Annotated in this window: 14 protein-coding genes; 5 read left to right on the plus strand and 9 right to left on the minus strand. The window is 70.2% G+C overall.

The window, feature by feature from the left end; translation table 11 throughout:
* Window positions 1-137: 137 nt before the first annotated feature.
* Both N8K70_RS02065 and N8K70_RS02070 read right to left on the minus strand, forming a co-directional pair.
* Window positions 138-2,057 carry a bifunctional metallophosphatase/5'-nucleotidase gene (locus N8K70_RS02065; protein WP_317139959.1) on the minus strand — a complete coding sequence of 640 codons (1,920 nt, stop codon included), beginning with the start codon at window positions 2,055-2,057 and terminating at the stop codon, window positions 138-140.
* A 308-nt stretch (window positions 2,058-2,365) separates the two neighbouring features.
* Window positions 2,366-3,982, minus strand: a complete 1,617-nt coding sequence (locus N8K70_RS02070; RefSeq protein ID WP_317139960.1) for an SLC13 family permease — start codon at window positions 3,980-3,982, stop codon at window positions 2,366-2,368.
* 284 nt (window positions 3,983-4,266) lie between these two features.
* Here N8K70_RS02070 and N8K70_RS02075 point away from each other — a divergent pair, with 284 nt between their 5' ends.
* The gene (locus tag N8K70_RS02075) at window positions 4,267-5,604 is read left to right on the plus strand and encodes a PLP-dependent aminotransferase family protein (protein ID WP_317139961.1); all 1,338 of its coding nucleotides are present in this window, start codon (window positions 4,267-4,269) and stop codon (window positions 5,602-5,604) included.
* Here N8K70_RS02075 and N8K70_RS02080 read toward each other — a convergent pair.
* From N8K70_RS02080 to N8K70_RS02110, 7 genes are read right to left on the minus strand one after another with little or no spacing between them, the layout of a single operon-like run.
* Window positions 5,572-7,332: an FAD-dependent monooxygenase gene (locus N8K70_RS02080; RefSeq protein WP_317139962.1), complete on the minus strand. Its 1,761-nt coding sequence runs from the start codon at window positions 7,330-7,332 to the stop codon at window positions 5,572-5,574. The genes N8K70_RS02075 and N8K70_RS02080 overlap by 33 nt on opposite strands.
* A gap of 35 nt (window positions 7,333-7,367) precedes the next feature.
* The gene (locus tag N8K70_RS02085) at window positions 7,368-8,216 is read right to left on the minus strand and encodes an ABC transporter ATP-binding protein (RefSeq protein WP_317139963.1); all 849 of its coding nucleotides are present in this window, start codon (window positions 8,214-8,216) and stop codon (window positions 7,368-7,370) included.
* Complete coding sequence (locus N8K70_RS02090; protein ID WP_317139964.1) at window positions 8,209-9,033, minus strand: ABC transporter ATP-binding protein; 825 nt, start codon at window positions 9,031-9,033, stop codon at window positions 8,209-8,211. The genes N8K70_RS02085 and N8K70_RS02090 overlap by 8 nt, the downstream gene beginning before the upstream one ends.
* Window positions 9,030-9,896, minus strand: coding sequence for an ABC transporter permease (locus tag N8K70_RS02095; protein WP_317139965.1), 867 nt, complete (start codon window positions 9,894-9,896; stop codon window positions 9,030-9,032). The genes N8K70_RS02090 and N8K70_RS02095 overlap by 4 nt, the downstream gene beginning before the upstream one ends.
* A gap of 1 nt (window position 9,897) precedes the next feature.
* Entirely contained in the window at window positions 9,898-10,935 is a 1,038-nt protein-coding gene (locus tag N8K70_RS02100; RefSeq protein WP_317139966.1) for an ABC transporter permease, read from the minus strand.
* A gap of 55 nt (window positions 10,936-10,990) precedes the next feature.
* Window positions 10,991-12,520: an ABC transporter substrate-binding protein gene (locus N8K70_RS02105; protein WP_317139967.1), complete on the minus strand. Its 1,530-nt coding sequence runs from the start codon at window positions 12,518-12,520 to the stop codon at window positions 10,991-10,993.
* A gap of 48 nt (window positions 12,521-12,568) precedes the next feature.
* Window positions 12,569-13,921 carry an LLM class flavin-dependent oxidoreductase gene (locus N8K70_RS02110; RefSeq protein WP_317139968.1) on the minus strand — a complete coding sequence of 451 codons (1,353 nt, stop codon included), beginning with the start codon at window positions 13,919-13,921 and terminating at the stop codon, window positions 12,569-12,571.
* A gap of 297 nt (window positions 13,922-14,218) precedes the next feature.
* On the opposite strand from N8K70_RS02110, the gene N8K70_RS02115 reads away from it, so the two are divergent.
* The 4 genes from N8K70_RS02115 (at window position 14,219) to N8K70_RS02130 (ending at window position 18,842) form a co-directional block, all read left to right on the plus strand.
* On the plus strand, window positions 14,219-14,962 hold the full coding sequence (locus N8K70_RS02115; protein WP_317139969.1) for an alpha/beta hydrolase: 744 nt from the start codon (window positions 14,219-14,221) through the stop codon (window positions 14,960-14,962).
* Window positions 14,959-16,272 (plus strand): O-acetylhomoserine aminocarboxypropyltransferase/cysteine synthase family protein, encoded by a 1,314-nt coding sequence (locus N8K70_RS02120; protein WP_317139970.1) that lies wholly within the window; start codon window positions 14,959-14,961, stop codon window positions 16,270-16,272. The genes N8K70_RS02115 and N8K70_RS02120 overlap by 4 nt, the downstream gene beginning before the upstream one ends.
* Window positions 16,273-16,275: 3 nt before the next feature.
* On the plus strand, window positions 16,276-17,316 hold the full coding sequence (locus tag N8K70_RS02125; protein WP_317139971.1) for an LLM class flavin-dependent oxidoreductase: 1,041 nt from the start codon (window positions 16,276-16,278) through the stop codon (window positions 17,314-17,316).
* 71 nt (window positions 17,317-17,387) lie between these two features.
* Window positions 17,388-18,842: an HNH endonuclease signature motif containing protein gene (locus N8K70_RS02130; RefSeq protein ID WP_317139972.1), complete on the plus strand. Its 1,455-nt coding sequence runs from the start codon at window positions 17,388-17,390 to the stop codon at window positions 18,840-18,842.
* Window positions 18,843-18,854: the final 12 nt, after the last annotated feature.

Here is an 18,854-nt window from a genome sequence, read left to right on the forward strand (position 1 = left end):
CGATTGACGGCGAGCAGCCGGCGAACCCGGAGACGACGCGAAGCGCCCCGCCGTCGGAAGCGGCTGAAATGCCGTCAGGACGTGACGCGACGAGGGCCCCGGCGCGGGTGCGCCGGGGCCCTCGTCATGCGCGGCCGTTACGCGCGCTCGCGACGGCGCAGGGCCACGAGCAGGACGCCCGCGGCGACGAGCGCCGCGGCGACGCCCGCGAGCGGCCAGGCGACGTCTCCGCCGGTGGGCGCGAGCTCCTCGTCGGGTGCATCGGTCGGGGACGGCGTCGGGATCGGCTCGGGCGTCGGCGTCGGCGTGGGCTCGGGCGTCGCGGTCGGCTCGGGCGTCGCGGTCGGGGTCGGCTCAGGGGTCGCCGTCGGCTCCGGCTCCGCGACGTACTCCGCAGCGCGGCCGAGCGGGGCGGGGTCGACGACGTCGTGCTCGGCGAAGTAGTCCACCGTCGCCGACAGGTCGATGAGGCCGGTGTCGGATGTCCCCGTGCCGTCCAGGAAGGCCGTGAAGCCGTCGCCGCCCGCCGAGATGAACGAGTTCGTCGTCACGAGGAACTCGTCCTCGGGCGCGATCGCCTCGCCGTTCAGGGACATCGACACGACGTGCTCGCCCGCGGGCGCCTCGTCGACGTACTCGTAGGCGAAGCCCTCCGAGATGCCGAGGTGCAGCTTCGGCCGCTCGTTCCCGGGCTGCCACTGCTCCTCGAGCAGCTGCTTCAGCTGCGCTCCGCTGAGCGTCGTGGTCGTGAGCGTGTTGCCGAACGGCTGCACCGCGGCGGCCGCCTCATACGTCACGGTGCCGTCCTCGCCGTAGAGCAGGTCGTCGCGCAGGCCGCCGGGGTTCATGACGGCGATGTCCGCGGGCGCGCCGCCGTAGTTCGCGTACTCCGAGGTCGACCAGAGGTAGATGTCGGCGACGAGGTTGCCCATGGTCGACTCGACGCCGCGGTCGTCGCCCGGCGGGTTGCCGCCGCGCAGGATGTCGGCGCTGATGCGTCCGACGACCTCCTGACCCAGCACGTCCGCCTCCGCGGTCGCCTCGTCGACGATCGCCTGCACCTCCTCGTCCGCCGGGAACTGCGGGACGTCGATCTCCTCGCCGTTCTCGTCGAGCTCCTGCGTCGCGAGATCGATCGTCGACCCCGCGATGGAGACGAGGTCGTGTGTCGTGGCATCCACCTGGATGTCCAGGGCGCCGAGAGTGGTCCCGTACTGGTACGCCTGGACGACGGGGCGCCCGTCGACCTCGCACGAGTAGAGCCGGTGGGTGTGGCCGGAGACGATCGCGTCGATGTCGGACGACGCGTTCCGCACGAGCTCGCCGTACTCGGAGTCCTCGCCCGCCAGCGCCGCGCAGTCGTCGCCGGACGCACCGGAGTGCGAGAGCAGCACGATGACGTCCGTCTCGTCGGCGATCTCCGCCGCGACGCGGTCGGCGGCCTCCAGCTGGCTGCCGAAGTCGAGCTCCGAGATGCCGGCGGGGCTCACGAGGGTGGCGGTGTCGCTCGTCACGGTGCCGATGAAGCCGACCCGCACGCCGTCGACCTCGCGGATGGCGTACTCGGCGAGCGCCGGATCGGTCGTTCCCTTCGCGTAGACGTTCGCGCCGAGCGCGTAGTCGACGCCCGAGGCCCAGTCGCCGCCGCCGAAGCGCGGGATGACGCGGTCGCGCAGGTCGGCGAAGCCCTGGTCGAACTCGTGGTTGCCGACCGCGGAGACGTCGAGGCCCGCGGCGACGAGCGCGTCGATCGTCGGGTCGTCGTCCTGGATGAACGACGTGAACGTCGAGGCGCCGATGTTGTCGCCCGCCGAGGCGAAGATCGTGTTCGGGTTCTCGGACCGGTACTGCGCGACGGCGCCGGCGAGGACCGCGGCGCCGACCTCGTCGCCGTTCGCCTCGATCCGACCGTGGAAGTCGTTGATCGTGAGCACCTGGATGTCGGTCGTGTCGGGTTCGACGGACGCGTTCGCGGCGGTGGGGATGAACGCGAGCGCGCACGCGGCCGCCATGGCGGCGGCCGTGCCGGCGACGCGTCGGGGAGTGGGAGAAGGCATCGTCGTCCTCGTGGTGGGAGTGGATGGATGACGGCGCGCGGGCGCGCACCTCACACCGTCCTGCCTACCCGTCTCAGGTTTCGGGAGAGTGAACGGGATGTCTCCGAGCGCGCGCGATGGAGGCGGATCGAGCCCATCGGTCGTCTCTCTGTTCGAATGTCGGTGGTCCGAGGGGCGAGGGCTTCACGGTTCTCGCGGGCTCGGCGCGATCCGCAGGGCCGTGCAGGTCGCCATCCCCGCCCGCACCCTCATCCACGATCCCGGCCCACCGCCCTTCTGCCACGGCGACGCCGGGGCGCGCGCGGCGCCTACCAGCCGATGCCGAACACCCAGGTCGCCAGCGTCAGGGTGGCGACGCTCACGAGTCCGAGCGCGATCACGTTGAGCCAGAACCCGCCCTTGAGCATCTGCGCCGCCGTGACGTAGCCCGACCCGTAGGCGATCGCGTTCGGGGGAGTGGCCACGGGGAGCATGAACGAGCACGTCGCGGCGACCGCGACGGGGAACGCGAGCAGGAGCGGGTCGATGCCCAGGCCGATCGAGACGCCGCCGGCGACCGGAAGGAGCGTCGCGGCCGTCGCGGTGTTGCTCGACAGCTCCGTCAGCACCAGCACGCCGATGCAGACGATCAGCACGAGCACCCAGACGGGCACCCCGGCGAGCCCTTCGACCTGCGCGCCGATCCAGGCGCTCAGACCGCTGGCGGTGAACTGCGACGACAGGGCCAGCCCGCCGCCGAACAGCAGCAGGACGCCCCACGGCAGTTCGTTGGCCGCGCTCCAGTCGAGGAGCCGTACGCCGCGGTTGGCGCCTGCGGGCAGGATGAACAGCAGCAGCGCGACCACGATCGCGATGCCGTGCTCGCTGACGGGCTGCGCCTCGGGCCACAGCAGGGGGACGAGCACCCAGCCGAGGGCCGCGAGCACGAAGACCACCAGCACCCGGATCTCGCCGCTGGTCATCCGCCCCAGCTTCGCGAGCTCCGCTCCGATCATCTCGCGGCCGCCGGGGATCTCCGTGATCTCCGGCCGGAAGACGACCTTCGCCAGGAGCACCCAGGCGAGGAACAGGAAGACGGCGCCGAGCGGGACGCCCACGAGCATCCACTGGCCGAAGCTGATGTCGACCCCGTGGGCCTCGCGCATGTGCGCGGCGAACAGGACGTTCGGCGGCGTCGAGATGATGGTTCCGAGCGAGCCGATGGACGCCGCGTAGGCGATGCCGAGCATCAGCGCGGTGCCGAACCTCGTGCGCATCGCCGAGTGACCGCCGGGACGCGCATCCTCGTCGCCTGTCGTGTCCAGATCCGAGGCGTTCGCGACGAGCAGCAGGACCGATACCCCGATGGGGAGCATCATGACGGCGGTGGCGGTGTTGGAGACCCACATGCTGAGCAGCGCGGTGGCGATCATGAAGCCGCCGATCATGCTCGTGGGCTTCGTCCCGATGGCGCGGATCACCAGCAGCGCCAGACGCTTGTGCAGGTTCCAGCGCTGCATCGCGAGCGCGAGCATGAAGCCGCCGAGGAACAGGAAGATGATCGGGTTGCCGTACGAGGCGCCGATCTGGCCCATGACGTCGGCGGCGCTGGTCTCGTCGTCGCGGCCGAGCACGGGGAACAGCGCGAGCGGGATGAGCGCCGTCACGGGCAGGGGGAGCGCCTGGGTCATCCACCACGCCGCCATCAGCACGGCGACCGCGGCCGTGAGGCGAGCCGGGTGGCCGACGTCCTCGGGCATGAGCAGGTAGGCGAGCACGGCGCCGACGATCCCGACGGCGAAGCCGGTCCACTGGCGAAGATTGTCGCGCGGGGTCTCGGCCGGCGCCTGCTCGCCGGGGCTGAGGTCCGCGGAGGGGCGGGGATCGGCGGCGGATCGGGATGCCCGAGTCCTGATCGTTCCGGTCAGCGAGCTCCGGTCAGCCATGTGTCATCCTCCGTATCGACCCGTTTCACGACGCTGTGGAACCGGTGTCGAGGCGTGGACCCGTGGTTCCGTTTCTCTGGCGCTTCCATGCTATGCGCCGGTGAGGAACGCGCGGATAACGTCCAGGTCACGTATGGCACGTGGACGACAGATCGACGTCGATGTGCTCGATCCCGACCTCGATCCCGACGGACGGTATGCGCGGGTGGTCGTCGACGTGGTCACGTCGGGGCCGGCGGGGCTGGGCGCCGGAAGCCGGCGTGTCCGCTCACTAGACTGAAGAAATGAACATAACCGCGGATGCGATGGCTGCACAGGTCGGGGGACGCACCGCGAGCACGATCGCCGATGAGATCACCGCTCTCATCGAGGTCGGCGTCCTTCCGCAGGGCGAGCGGCTTCCCACGATCCGCTCGGTCGCGACGTCACTGGGCGTCAGCGTCGGCACCGTGGCCGAGGCATGGAGCGCCCTGCGGTCGCGCGGGCTCGTCGAGACGCGCCGGCGCGGCGGCACCACGGTGGTCGGGGCGACGACGGGAGCTCGGCCGTTCGCGGGGTGGAGCAACGTCGACTTCCTGCTCTCGAGCCCGGACGTGTCGCTGCAGCCTCCGCTCGAGGCGGCCTTCGCGCACGCGGTGCGCCAGCCGGGGGTCAACGCGTGGGGACGCGAGCACATGATCAGAGAGCTGCGCGACGTCGCGATCGCCCGCTGGCCGTTCCCGGCCGAGGCGTGGACGAGCGCGGGCGGCGGCACGGAGGGACTCTGGCTCGCGACGAAGGCGGTGATCGAGCCTGGTAGGCCGATCGCCGTGGAGGAACCTGCTGCGCCCGGATACCTGGCGACGCTCGCGGAGCTCGGCGTGCGCGCCATCGGCGTGCCCGTGGACGACGACGGCCCGTCGCCGGATGCGTTGAGGGCGGCGCTCGCGGAGGGCGCGGCGGCCTTCGTCCACCAGCCCGGTGGACCGTACTCGACCCGGCATGTGCTCGGCGAGGGGCGTGCGGAGGAGCTCGCCGGTCTCGTCGAGGACTCCGACGCCGTCGTGCTCGAGGACGACTCCTTGGGACCGCTCTCGCCCGTCCTCGTGCGTACCGTGGGTGACCGCCTGCCGAGCCGGACCATCCGTGTCCTGAGCTTCTGTCGGGCCTACGGTCTCGATCTGCGCACGTCGGTCGTGGGCGGGGCTCAGCGTCTCGTGGAGCGCGCCATCGCCGCGAGGAGCGCGGGCGTCGCGTCCAACAGCCGCATCCTCCAGCACGCCCTGGCCGCACTCGTCCGCGACCCCGACGCGGAGCGCGTGGTCGACGCGGCGCGCGCCCGCTACTCCGCCCGCACGGAACTGGCCGTGCGCGTCTTCGCGGAGGCGGGTCTCGCCGTCCACGCCGGCCCCGGGAGCCACGTGATCTGGGTGGAGGTCATCGATGAGGGCGCCGCCGCGCTCGCACTCGCGGGCAGGGGCGTCATCGTCGATGTGGGCCGGACGTCGTTCGTGACGCGGCAGGAGACGGGTCTGCTGCGGCTCTCGACGGCTCAGCTGCCGGAGGATCCCGCGCTCGTGGCGGAGCTGGCTTCGCTCGTCTCCCGAGCATCACACGGCGACTTGCGGGTCGCCTTCGATTGACGATGCGGCGCCGGCGCGTGCCGCGTGGGCGTGACGGCGGCGATGCGTGCCGAGCAGCGTGTCGAGCACGGCACCCGGAGCGTCGTCGAGACCGTGCCAGGCCACGTGGTGGTCGGGGCGGATGAGGGTGAGGGGCTCGGTATAGAGCTCGCGTGCCGCATCGTCGAAGAGGTAGACGACGTCGAGCGGAAGGTCGCGTCCTGCGGCCGCATCGATGAAGCCCTGCACCTCGGACCCGGCGGAGGGATCGCTGACGAGCAGCAGGGGACGAGTCGTGATGCGGTCGTAGAGGCGCGTGCCGAAGGGGTCGATCACTCCGTCGGGTGCGCGATGCCCCGGGAGAGAGACGTCACGGTAGACGTGCGGGCTCCACGGCTCTTCGCTGGCATGCTGGTCGGGCTCGTACCAGATCGCGTCCGACCGGTCGTACCGCTCGTCGAAGACGACCCCGGGGGCCGGCCCGGCCCCTCGTCGCAGGATCTGCGCGATCTGCAGCCGACGGCGGCTGGCCGCTGGAGTGGCGTCCGCGTCGTCGGGAAACCCGAGCTCGCGCGCCGCGGCGAGGTTGGATGCGCTGCCAGCTGCGCGTGCGCTCGCATGATCGCCGATGCGGTGATTGTGCGGGCGACGCTCCTGGTCGTAGGAGTCCAGCAGAGCGTCGTCGGCGATTCCCTTGACGACCGCGGCGAGCTTCCACCCGAGATTCGCCACATCGCCCAGCCCTTCGCCGAGGTTGCCCCCGGGCGCCCGGACATGCGCGGCATCGCCGACGAGGAGCACCCTTCGTCGGCGGAAGCCGGTGGCGATGCGCTTGCTCGGGTAGAACGGATGCACGGCCACGACCTCGAGGTCGAGCTCGGCGCCGAACGCGTGCTTCGCGATCGCTTCGAGCTCGGCGGTCCCCGGCAGCGCATCCACTCCGTAGGGGCCCGCGTAGACTCGCCAGTCGCGCTCGTTCAGCGCGGCGAGGAAGCCGCTGTAGTGCTGATTCGCGACGATGTTCGTCGCGCTGGGGAACGGCCCGATCGCCGGCGGGTAGTCCCCGTGCACGCGGACGACGAAGCGAATCTGACGATGGGTCGCATATGCGCCCTCGCGCTCGATCCCCGCAGCCCGCCTGACGGTGCTCTTCGAGCCATCGGCGGCGACGATGTACCGGGAGCGGATCGGCCGGGACTCCCCGGATCCGACGTGCCGGACCGTGCTGACCGCATCGTCGCCGGACTCCGCGAAGCCCTCCCACGCCCAGCCCCCTGAGACCGGCACGCCGAGTTGCGCGAGCTTGCGGAGGAACGCGGCCTGCAGGACCGTCTGAGGCCGGCGTATGGCCTCTTCCGCGCTGGGGGAGCCGATGGCGACACCGGCGAACGACCGGGGGCGGGATCCTCTCAGACGGTGCCCCGTGAGAGATGTGACGAGCTCGTGCCCGGTGTGCCATTCCGGCGGCACCGTCCACGACTGACGTATGTCGTGCAGGACGCCCCAGCGTCGGAACAGCTCTGCCACGCGACTCGTGTGCCCCATCGCACCGGCTCGTATGAGCGGTGCATCGACGGCGCGGTCGACCACGGCGACGCGCAGCCCGAACTGCCGCAGCTCGAGCGCGGCCGCCAGTCCGGCCGGGCCCGCGCCGACGACGAGCACGTCGACCGAATCGGGCGGCGTCTCCAGGGGGAACCGGACGACGTCGCTTGCGTGCTCGTGGTGAGAAGGGGTGGCGATGACCATGGGTCGGGTGGCCTTTCTTGCAGAGAGAGGGGCGATCAGCCGACCGTGTGCCGGGCGAGTGCGGCGCGCAGCTCGTCACGCTCTGAGCGGTCGATCGCGGCACCGCGCAGGGTCGGTGCCGACCCGATGAGCAACCGCGTATAGGGATGTGTCGGGCGGTTGATGATCTGCTCGGTCGGCGCGTCCTCGACGATCGTTCCCCGGTAGAGCACGATGGTTCGGTCGGTGATCCCGGCCACCGACCCGAGATCGTGCGAGATGAACACGAGGGCGACGTCGCTGCGGCGCAGCTCTTCGAGCAGGTGCAGCACCTGCACGCGGTTCGCCGAGTCGAGGGCGCTCACGGGTTCGTCGAGGATGAGCAGTTCCGGCTCGGTGACCAGCGCTCGTGCCACCGCGACGCGTTGCCGCTGCCCTCCCGAGAGCTCCGCGGGGAAGCGGTTCGCGAAGTCGGCGTCGAGCTTCATCCGGGAGAGGTGCTCGTCGACTCGGCTGGAGATCTCCGCGGACGAGAGACCGCCCCTGAGCCGCAGCGGTTCGGCGATCGATGCCCCGACGGTGAGATCGGGGTCGAGGCTGCGCAGCGGGTCCTGGAACACGTACTGGACTGCGCCGCGGCGACGGAACCCCCGCCAGCGACGGGAGTCGAAGCCGGTCACATCCGTGCCCTCGATACGGACGACCCCGCTCGACGGCTTGACGAGGCCGAGAACCGCGCGGGCGATCGTGGACTTCCCTGAGCCGGTCTCCCCGATCACGCCGACCGACTCGCCGGCTTCGACGCGCAGCGACGCCTCTTTGATCACGTGCTTGCGGGCGGCTCCGCTTCCGAAGTGCACGTCGAGGCCCTGCACGTCGAGCAGCGGCGCTCCGGCGTCAGCCACGGTCGGCTCCGGTCGCGGTGAGGAAGCGATCGAGCCCGTACAGCTCGTGCTCGTCGATGAGCAGCTTCGTGTACTCGTGGGTGGGCGCGAACAGGATCTGAGACGCCGGGCCCTGTTCCACCACCCGCCCGTCCTTGAGCACGATCACGTCGTCGCACAGCTGCGCGACGACGGCCAGGTCGTGAGAGACGACGAGGAGCGCGAGCCCGATGCGTTCCTTCAACTCGACGAGCAGATCGAGGATCTCGGCCTGCACGGTCACATCCAGCGCCGTCGTGGCCTCGTCGGCGATCAGGATCTCCGGTTCGAGCGCGATCGCCCCGGCGATGAGCACGCGCTGCAGCATGCCGCCGGAGAGTTCATGGGTGTACTGCTGATACACGTACTCGACCTCGCGCAGATGGACCGTCTCGAACAGTTCGAGCACCCTGGCCTTCGCCGCGTTCCCCCGGAGCCCGCCCTTGACCCTGACGACCTCCTCGATCTGCCTCCCCACCTTGATCGACGGGTTGAGATATGAGCCGGGATCCTGGAACACCGCAGCGATTCGGCTCCCGCGGAGCGACTGCCACGACCTCGGCGAGAGCGCGCTCGCGTCCTGCCCGAACAGATCGATTCGGCCGCGGGAGATCGCGAACACGTCGGGGAGGATGCCGAGCACGGCGCGGCAGGTGAGGGTCTTGCCGCTACCGGACTCGCCGACGACTCCCAGCACCTTTCCGCGCTCGAGCGACGCGGACACTCCGGCGACGGTCTCGGCGCCGGAGAGTCGATTGCGCAGGTGGAGGTCGTCGATGACGAGGAGCGGTTCGCTCATGCCGCGATCTCGACTTTCCGTGCCGAGGCGACGGGCCTCGTCCCGGCCGAACGGCCGTGGACGCCCGCAGCGTCGCGGATCGCGTCGGCGAGCAGGTTGAACGCCCAGACGGTCAGCATGATCAGCGCCGTCGGGAACAGCGGGGCGTAGGGACGGTAGCCGAGGTATCCGAGATCGGACGCGAGCAGTCCGCCCCAGGTCGGGGTCGGCGGCTGGACGCCGATACCGAGGAACGTGAGGCTCGCGACGATCACGAGCCCGGTGCCCATGGTGTTGGCGAGCGCGACCCCGATCGGTGGCAGCACCTTCGCCCAGACGTGGTGTCGGATCACCCACCAGGTCGATGCTCCGGCGAGGACGGCCGCCTCCACGTACTGTGCGTTGGCCGCTTGCAGGGCGGCGGCGCGCGCCACCCGGTAGAAGACGGGAGACACCAGGAGGCCGACGGCGAACATGGCCTGGTTGATGCCGTTGCCGAGCAGCGCGGTCATGGCGACGGCGAACACCAGGAACGGCAGCGCGATGAGCGTGTCGACGAGGCGCAGCGTGAACCATTCGAAGGCGCGTCCGAGGTAGACGGAGAGGACGCCGGGCAGGGCTCCGACGAAGAGCGCGATCGCGGCGACCTCGACGGCTCCTGCCACGCTGACCGGCGATCCGGCGAGCAGGCGGCTGAGGACGTCCCTGCCGAGGTAGTCGGTGCCGAGCCAGTGCAATGCGCTCGGCGCTGCGAGGATCTCGTCGCCGCCTTCGAGCGGGTCGTACGGGGCGAGGAGCGGGCCGAAGAGAGTCAGCGCGGCGATGAATGCGAGGATGCCGAACGCGATTCTCGCAGAGCGCAGGCGGGTGAGGTTGCGCAGCATGTCAGACCCCTCTGGCCGATGCGGGCGAGATCCGGTTGAGGATCAGATTGACGATGACGTTGAAGGTGACCACCAGCACGACGGCGATGACGAGCACTCCCTGCACGGCAGGCACGTCGCCGCGCAGGGCGGACTCGCTGGCGAACACTCCGTATCCCGCGAGCCCGAAGATCGCCTCCGTCACGACGGCGCCGCCGAGAAGGTTGGGGAACTTCATGCCGAGGATCGCGATGGCCGGGCTGACGCCGTTGCGGAGCACATGGACGAAGAACACCCGCCTCGGGCTCAAGCCCCGCACGATCGCCCCCGTGACGTAGTTCTCGCCGGAGGCGGTGACCAGCCCGGTCCTCAGCTGACGTGCGACATCGGCGATCGTGTCGAAGCTCAGCGCGATCGCGGGCAACAGCAAGTGGCTGAGCCATGGCCAGAGTCCTGCGTCGAGCGGGAGATAGCCGGCCGACGGCAGCCAGCCGAGGCTGACCGCGAACACCGCGACGAGCGCGATGCCGACGACGAAGGGCGGCATGGTCGAGATGAGGGTCGTGAACGCCGTGACCCCCCGGTCGACCGGCCTCCCCCGGAACGCAGCCGCGAGGACTCCGAGCGCGAAGCCGACGACGACCCCGATGACGAGCGCGAGGAACGATGCGGAAAGGCTGACGATCGCCCTGCCGAGCAGCAGCTCGCTGATGCTCTGGCCGTTGTACCAGCTGTTTCCGAGGTCGCCGCGCAGCAGCGAGCCGAACCAGTCGAGATACTGCACGACGAACGGCCGGTCGAGCCCCCACTCGCGCTCGAGTGCGGCGACCTGCTCCGGTGTCGCCGACTCGCCGAGCTGCAGGTAGGCAGGACTCAACCCGCTCAGGTTGCCGAGCAGGAATGTGGCGAACGTCCCGAGCAGGAACACCGGCACGAACACTCCGACGAGCCTCAGCACGGTGCGTCCGACGCGATGCAGCCTGAGCACGCCGACGGTCTTCGCCGACGCGACTGGCTGAAGGGAGAGCCTGGTGCTGAGATGCTCGGCCTGGGCCGTCATGGATGGTGCTCCTCTGTTCCGATCGAGCCGACGAGCTGCGCCGACGGGAAGGCGCTCAGTCGTCGATCGTGACGCCGGCCCAGTGGATCTGGCCCGGCACAGCCGGGATGTCGGAGACGCCCTTCTTCACGAACAGGTTGGGCTGGCTGTAGGTGAAGATCGTCGGGCTCGTCCTGACGCCGATCGCCGTTGCCGCTTGGAGGTTCTTGCCATAGTCCTCCGCGTCGAGGGGCGTCTCTCGTGCGACCTTCACGGCCTCGAGGAACTCGTCCGAGACGTAGGGCCCCGCGAGGTTCAACGGACCCTCGGGGCCGAAGTGCGCGGTGAGCGTCTGCACGGGCGATTCGCGGCCGGTCGTCCCGTAGGTGGAGAGCGCGAGCTCCTTGGCGAAGAACGGCTCCGCCCAGTTCGTGTCGACCTCGATGTTCGCCGTGATCCCCACAGCCGCGAGCTGGGCCTGGATGATCTCGTTCTGGGGCACGTCCGCGGAGACGACGAGGTCGACGGAGATGTCGCCTTCGGAGTAGCCGGCATCGGCGAGCAGCTGCTTCGACTTCTCCGGGTCGTAGGGCCAAGGGTCCTCGACCTCGGACGACCAGGCGACATAGCCTTCGGGGAACGGCTGGGCGGTCGCCTTGCCGTATCCGAACGAGAGCTTGTCGACGAACTCCTGTCGGTCGATCGCGTACCGTGCGGCATCGAGCACCGCGGGGTCGTCGAAGGGCGTCTTGAGGCTGTTGACCGAGATGTTGGACGCGTTGAAACCGGGATGCTCGACGACATCGAGGTCGGCGCTCACAGCTGCCGCCGCTTGAGCGGCGGAGAGGTCCGCGAAGTTGTAGACCCCCGTCTGCAGGGCGGAGACGATCGACGAGGCGTCGATTCCCCACGAGAGCTCGATGCGATCGATGTGGATGTTCTCGGCGTCCCAGTAGTCGGGGTTCTTCTCGAGGTAGACGTGCGACTCCGGGACGAGCTCGAGCACGGTGAAGGGTCCGGCGCCGATGGGGCTGGTCGCGAGATCCTCCGCGCTCACGGCGGGGCTCGTGATCTGGGCGACCCGGCGGCCGAGCAGCAGGGGGATCTGATGGTCGACCTGCGTCAGATGCAGCGTGACGTCCGTCGCGCTGTCCGCCGTGATCGTGTCGATCGAGGTCAGGTCACCGCTCAGCGCAGAGTCCTCTTGCGTCTTCGCTCGCTCGAGGTACAGCTTGACCGCCTCGGCGTTCACCGGCTCACCGTCCTGGAACACGAGCCCTTCGCGCAGATGGAAGGTGATGGCGTCGCCTGCCTCGTTGTAGTCCCAGCCCTCGGCCAACCCCGGTTGTGCCTCGCCCTTCTCGTCGATCTCGGTGAGCGAGGCGTAGACGAGGGCGGTCTGATTGAACGCGAAGCCACTGCCCTGCACCACGGGATCCCACGTCGAGGGCGGGTAGGAGTTCGCCCACTTCAAGGTCTTCGTGCTCGAGGCGTCGTCGGCCGATCCGGCCGGCGAGCATCCGACGAGCACTGCCGCGGTTCCGAAGCCCGCGAGGGCGAGGAATCCTCGTCGGTCGAGGAGAAGGGCAGGGGCGGAGGAAGCCATCGGGAGTTCCAATCGGGGGTGGCGTGGGTCGTCGTGCGGGGCGTCGGATCAGACGGCGACGGTGCGTCTGTTGCGTGCGACGGCGTGACGGTTCTCGGGGACGGGAAGGCCGAGATTGCCGCGCAGGGTGTCGGCCTCGTAGTCCTCGCGGAAGAGGCCGCGTTCCCGGAGGATCGGCAGGACCTCGTCGACGAACCTGGCGAACTGGCTCGGAGTCCGCACGTGGATGTTGAACCCGTCGACGGCGCCCTGCAGGAACCAATCCGCGAATGTCCGGGCGACGGTCTCGGCGCTGCCGACGAAGACGCCGGGCTTGGGCGCGCTGAAGAGCTCCACGGTCTGTCGGAGTGTGAGGCCTTGCTCATGGGCGACGCGCTTGACCGTGTCGGCGTTCGTCTTGAAGCTTCGGTCGCCGAGATCGCCCAGCTCGGGGAACGGGGCGTCGAGGTCGTACCGGGTGAAGTCGTGCCATCCGAAGGGACGTCCGAACTGCTTGAGCGACTTCTCGAAGTCTTTGTCCTCCTCGTGGAAGGCACGCTCGATCCTCCGGGCGTCTTCGTCGCTGTCCCCGATGACGACGTTGATTCCGGGGAAGACCAGCACGGTCTCGGGATCCCGGCCGTGTGCGGCCGCTCGTGCCCGAAGATCGTCGCGGAAGGCCTTGCCCGAGGGGATCGACGTCTGGTGGGTGAAGATGCCTTCGCCGATCGCGCCGCCGAGATCGCGGCCCTGCTCGGAGTCGCCTGCCTGGAAGATGACGGGCTGCCCCTGCTTCGAACGGGAGAGATTGAGCGGGCCCGTCACCGAGAAGTGCTCGCCGACGTGTTCGAGGCGATGGAGCTTGTCCGGGTCGAGGAACACGCCCGTCTCGACGTCCGCGGGAAAGGCATCGTCCTCGTACGAGTCCCACAGCGCCTGCACGACGCGCACGTGCTCGAGCGCACGGGCGTACCTCGTCGTGTAGTCGTAGTGAGCACTGCGCCCGTAATTGCCGGCGGTCCCTTCGTCGCCACTCGTGACGACGTTCCAGCCGGCACGGCCGCCGCTGATGAGATCGAGCGAGGCGAAGCGTCTGGCGACGCTGAAGGGCTCGTCGTAAGAGGTCGAGAGCGTGCCGATCAGACCGATCCGCGTCGTCGCGACGGCGAGCGCGGAGAGAAGGGTGAGCGGTTCCAGGCGATTGAGATAGTGGGGAGGGGAGTCGGCGGTGATGAACTGGCTGTCGACGATGAAGACGTGATCGAACTTCCCGCGCTCCGCCGCTTGCGCCTGCTCGATGTACCAGGCGATGTCGATGCTCGCATCTGTGGGAACCTCGGGGCTCTTCCAGACGCCATGCGCCCCGGGGCCGCCGACGCCGGTCAGGACGGCGCCCAGCTTGAGGTGACGCGTCGAGGTCATTGCGTGTCCCGCTTTCGGTGAGAGGTCGGGTGCTCGGCGCGGGAGAGGTCCTCGGCCGTGAGTCGATTATGGCGAGGGCGAGCACTGGGCTGGACAGTTCTTACCGTTTGTTTCGACGTTCCCGTATATTTTCGAGGTGAACATAGACGGGTGCAGTCGGACTGCTCGGGGCTTGTATGGCAAGAGGGTGGGCAGAACGAGGATGTTTGGTTCGAACGCACGCGAATGCGCCGGGCTGTGCGAACGCGGTATGTTCATGCATTGGATGAACGTATCTCGAGTGTTCAGGAGCTTCCCATGACGGTCACCGACTCTCCCGGCGTCGACGCTGATGTCGTCCTGCCCGAGACCGCCGCGCGGGGCGTCGCCATCATCCTGCAGGGCCGAGGCGACGCGCCCGCGCACTATCGGAGGCTCGCGCGCAGGCTCGCCGCCGATGGCTACACGGCCGTCGTGCCGGCGGAAGCCCCCGCGTCGGCCGCCGAGGTGGCGTCCCTGTGGGGATCTCTCTCCGGCGAGCTGTTCGTCGACGGAGCGCTCCGGGTGATCGTCGCCCCCGACACCGCGGCGAGCTATGTCGCCCGGGCGCTGGCCGACGGCGCGCTGAGCCCCGTGCCCGCCGGCGTCGTCCTCGCGGGAAGCGCGACGGGCGGCGGCACGGCGCCGGACCCGGCCGGCGGCCTCGACGCCGAGCTCGCGTTGCGCAGCGCATGCCCCGTGCACCGAGGCGTCGCGCAGCACTCGGACGCCCCTCCGCTCCTCGCCGACGGCCTGGAGCCCGACTGGCCGGATGCCGTCGCGTCGAGCCCCGGGATCCCGACCCTCGCCATCCACGGCGGTGCGGACGCCATCGCGCCGGTCGACGCCGTCAGGCGACGGCTCGGGGGGTGGGCCGCCGAGCTCATCACGGTCGACGGCGGCCTGCACGATGTGCTCAACGACGTCCACCACCGCAGCGTCGCCGCCGCCATCGTCGAGTTCCTCGAGCGTCTCCGCATCGACGCCGCCGCACCCGTCCTCACGAGGGAGGCCATCGCATGACCGAGTTCGCGACCAGGCAGATCCGCGCGGGCTCCGTTCCCGCGATCACGCCGAACCCCGTCGTGACACCCATCTACCAGACGGCGGCCTACGAGTTCGCGTCGTGGGAGGCGGCTCGCGACATCTTCGCGCTGCGACGCCAGGGCAACCTCTACAGCCGCACGGGGAACCCCACGCAGACCGTGCTCGAGCAGCGCGTCGCGGCGCTCGACGGCGGCGTCGCCGCACTCGCCACCGCATCCGGCCAGTCATCCGTCGCCATCGCCCTGCTCGCGCTCGCGGCCCCCGGCGGCCACATCGTCGCCGGATCGGGGCTCTACGGCGGCACGGTCGACCTCCTCACCGACACGTTCGCAGACTTCGGCATCGACGCGACGCTCGTCGACCAGGACGACCCGGCGGCGTGGCGCACGGCGGTGCGGCCGGAGACCCGCGCGTTCCTCCTCGAGAGCATCGGCAACCCCACGGCGGCCATCCCCGACATCGCGGCCGTGGCGGACACCGCGCACGACGCGGGCGTCCCTCTCGTGGTCGACAACACCATCGCGACGCCCGCGCTGCTGCGGCCCAAGGAGCACGGCGCCGACGTCGTCGTCTACTCCGCCACGAAGTATCTCGGCGGCCACGGATCGTCGCTCGGCGGGCTCATCGTCGACCTCGGGACCTTCGACTACGGCGCGGAGCCCGCGAGATGGCCGCAGTTCACCGAGCCGTACCGCCGCGTCGGCGACGTCGTCCTCTGGCAGCGGTTCGGCCGCGAGGGCAGCGCCTTCATCGTCTACGCGAAGACGAAGCTCGCGCACGACCTCGGCCCCGCCCTCTCGCCGTTCAACGCGCACGAGCTGCTCACGGGCATCGAGACGCTCGACCTGCGCGTCCGCCGCCAGTCCGAGAGCGCGGCGGCCATCGCCCGGCATCTCGACGGCCACCCTGCGGTCTCTCGCGTCCATCATCCTGCGGCGTCCGGCAGCCCCTATGGCGCTCTCGCCGCGCGCTACCTGCCCGACGGCGTCAGCGGGGTCTTCTCCTTCGACCTCGTCGCGGGCGCCGAGGCGGTCCCCGGCTTCGTCGACGCTCTCGAGACCTTCACCCTCGCCGCCAACATCGGGGACGCGCGCTCGCTCGTCATCCATCCGTCGACGACCACGCACTCCCATCTCGACGACGGCCAGCTCGCGCTCGCCGGGTTCTCCCGTGCGACGGTGCGGCTCTCCGTCGGCCTCGAGGACCCCGCGGACCTCGTCGCGGACCTCGACAGGGCGCTCGCGACGGTGCGCCCGCGCCCCCTCGTGACCGCGACGGAGGCGTGACGCATGCGATTCGGACTCTGGGCACCCGTATACGGCGGCTTCCTCCGCAACATCGAGGACGAGGGGATGCCGGCGACCTGGGCGACCATCCGGGAGGTCGCGCAGACGGCCGACCGGCTCGGCTACGACACCATGCTCATCCCGGAGCTGTACCTCAACGACCGCAAGGGACCGGACGCCCCGTCGCTCGAGGCGTGGTCGCTCACCTCCGCCGTGCTCGCCGTGACCGAGCGGCTGCGCGTCATGACGGCCATCCGCCCGGGCTTCCACCTTCCGGCCGTCGCGGCGAAGACCATCTCGACGATCTCCGATCTCGCTCCCGGCAGGCTCGCGCTGAACGTCGTCGCCGCATGGTGGGCCGAGGAGGCGAAGCAGTTCGGCGGGCACTTCCCCGCCCATGACGAGCGCTACGAGCAGGCGCGGGAGTTCGTCGAGGTGCTGCTCGGGGCGCTGCGCGAGTCGCCGTTCTCGTACGACGGGCGCTTCTTCCGGGTCCGGGGCACCGTGGTGGAGCCGAAACCGACGTCCCTCCCCACGGTGTTCGCGGGAGGGGAGAGCGTCGCCGGACGCGAGGCGATCGCGGGCTTCGCGGACGCGTATGCGATGCATGGCGGGACGATCGACGAGGTCCGCGACAAGGTCGCTGATCTCGACGAGAGACGCCTGCGGGTCTCGGGGGAGCCGATGCGGGAGTTCGCGATGGCCGCCTATGTCATCGTGCGCGACACCGAGGAGGAGGCGCAGCGCGAGTTGGCGCGCATCACGACGGTCGACCCGGCATCGCCCGGATACGCGTCGTTCCAGGAGTTCACGGCGAACTCCGCGCTCGACGTCGACGTCTCGGCGCGCGAGTACTCCGTCGGCACGCGCGGCCTGCGCCCGAACCTCGTCGGCACGCCCGCCCAGGTGGCCGCGCGCATCCGCGCGTACCGCGACGCGGGCGTGACGCTGCTCCTCGTCCAGTCGTCGCCGCTCGCACCGGAGCTGGGGCGCATCGCCCGGGACGTGTTCCCGCTCGTGGAGCGCGAGCCGGCGCGGCGCTGAGGGACCAGGCGATCCCGGGGTCAGGCGCGGAAGGACGTTCGAATGTCGGAGGTCGGTGCGACCATCGTTCCATGACGTTCTTCGCCGCCATGGAACAGCGTGTCGCAGGACTGCGCGCCGCGGTCGGGGGAGAAATGGCGGATCGTGAGATGCCTGCCGCTGTCGCCGGACTCGGCGACGACGCCGTCGTGTCGGTCATCCGCGAGGCCTCGGAGCTGGTGCGCCAGGCGGAGGCCCTGCGGATCGCCGCGTCAGGCGTCGCGGCATCGCGCTCGACGCGCGAGGCTGGCCACTCGGGGCTCGCGCAGAAGCGCGGGCACAGATCGCCCGTGTCGCTCGTGCAGGAGATCATGGGGTCCACGAAGGCGGATGCGACGAGGCAGGTGCGGCTCGGGGAGTGCGTGATCGCCGGCGCGGATGCGGCAGAGGGCGATGACGGGGATCGCGAGCAGACGGACGAGGCCGCGCCGTGGCATGCGCCGCTCACCCGGGCGCTGCTCTCCGGCGCGCTCACGTCGGCACAGCACGATGCGATCCTCCGGGGCCTGAGCGAACCTCCTGGTGACGACTCGGCGGAGGCCTGGTCCTTGGCCGTCGAGCAGCTCATCGGCGAGGCCGCAGAACGCACCGTCGAAGAGCTCGCCCGCGCTGCCCGTGCCGTGCGCGACCAGCTCGACCCGGCGAGTGCGGCCAGGCGTTTCGACGAGCGCTTCGCTGCTCGGTCGTTCCGCATGTGGACGGATGCGGACGGCGTGCGGCGGGCGTCGATGGCCTTCGACGACCATGCGGCGGCGTGGGTGCAGTCGATCATCGCGTCTGCGCTCCGACCGCGGAAGGGCGGGCCGCGGTTCGTCGACTCCGCGGAGCGGAAGCGAGCCGAGGAGCTCGAGGCCGACCCCCGTTCGAACGATCAGCTCGCCTACGACCTCGTCGTGGATCTGCTCCGCGCAGGAGCGCTCGCCGAGCCGGAGGCCGTGTTCGGCACGCGTCAGGCCGGCGTCCGCGTCGTCATCTCGCGAGAAGCTCTCGTCTCGCACGCGGCGGGCGAAGACGCCGTCGGGATCACGGAGGACGAGCCGACCGCGTTGCCAGCCTGGCTCGTGGCGCAGCAGGCCTGTGAGACGGGCATCACGGAGTGCGCGGTCGACCGTGTCGGAAACCCGCTGTACCTCGGGCGGGAACAGCGTCTGTTCTCCACCCGGCAGCGCATCGCGCTCGCCATCCGCGACGGAGGCTGTCGGTGGAGGGGATGCGATCGCCCCGCTTCCTACGGGGAGGCGCATCACATCGATCATTACGTGGAGCATCAGGGGCTCACGGACGTCGACAGGGGCATCCTCCTCTGCCGTTTCCATCACATGCAGCTTCATCATGGAGGGTGGCGCATCACCCGCGAGGGACTCGGGGAGTTCGTCCTGCATCCTCCCGATGGCCGCGACCCCGTCGTGCTCCCACCCCGCCTGGCGTTGAGATACCTCTGGGGCGACGTCGATCCGCCGCCGCGACGCTTCCGGGTCGCCGCGTGAGCACCTGGTAGG

It is taken from the genome of Microbacterium sp. AB, from assembly GCF_032878875.1.
In the GTDB taxonomy this organism is placed as follows: domain Bacteria; phylum Actinomycetota; class Actinomycetes; order Actinomycetales; family Microbacteriaceae; genus Microbacterium; species Microbacterium betulae.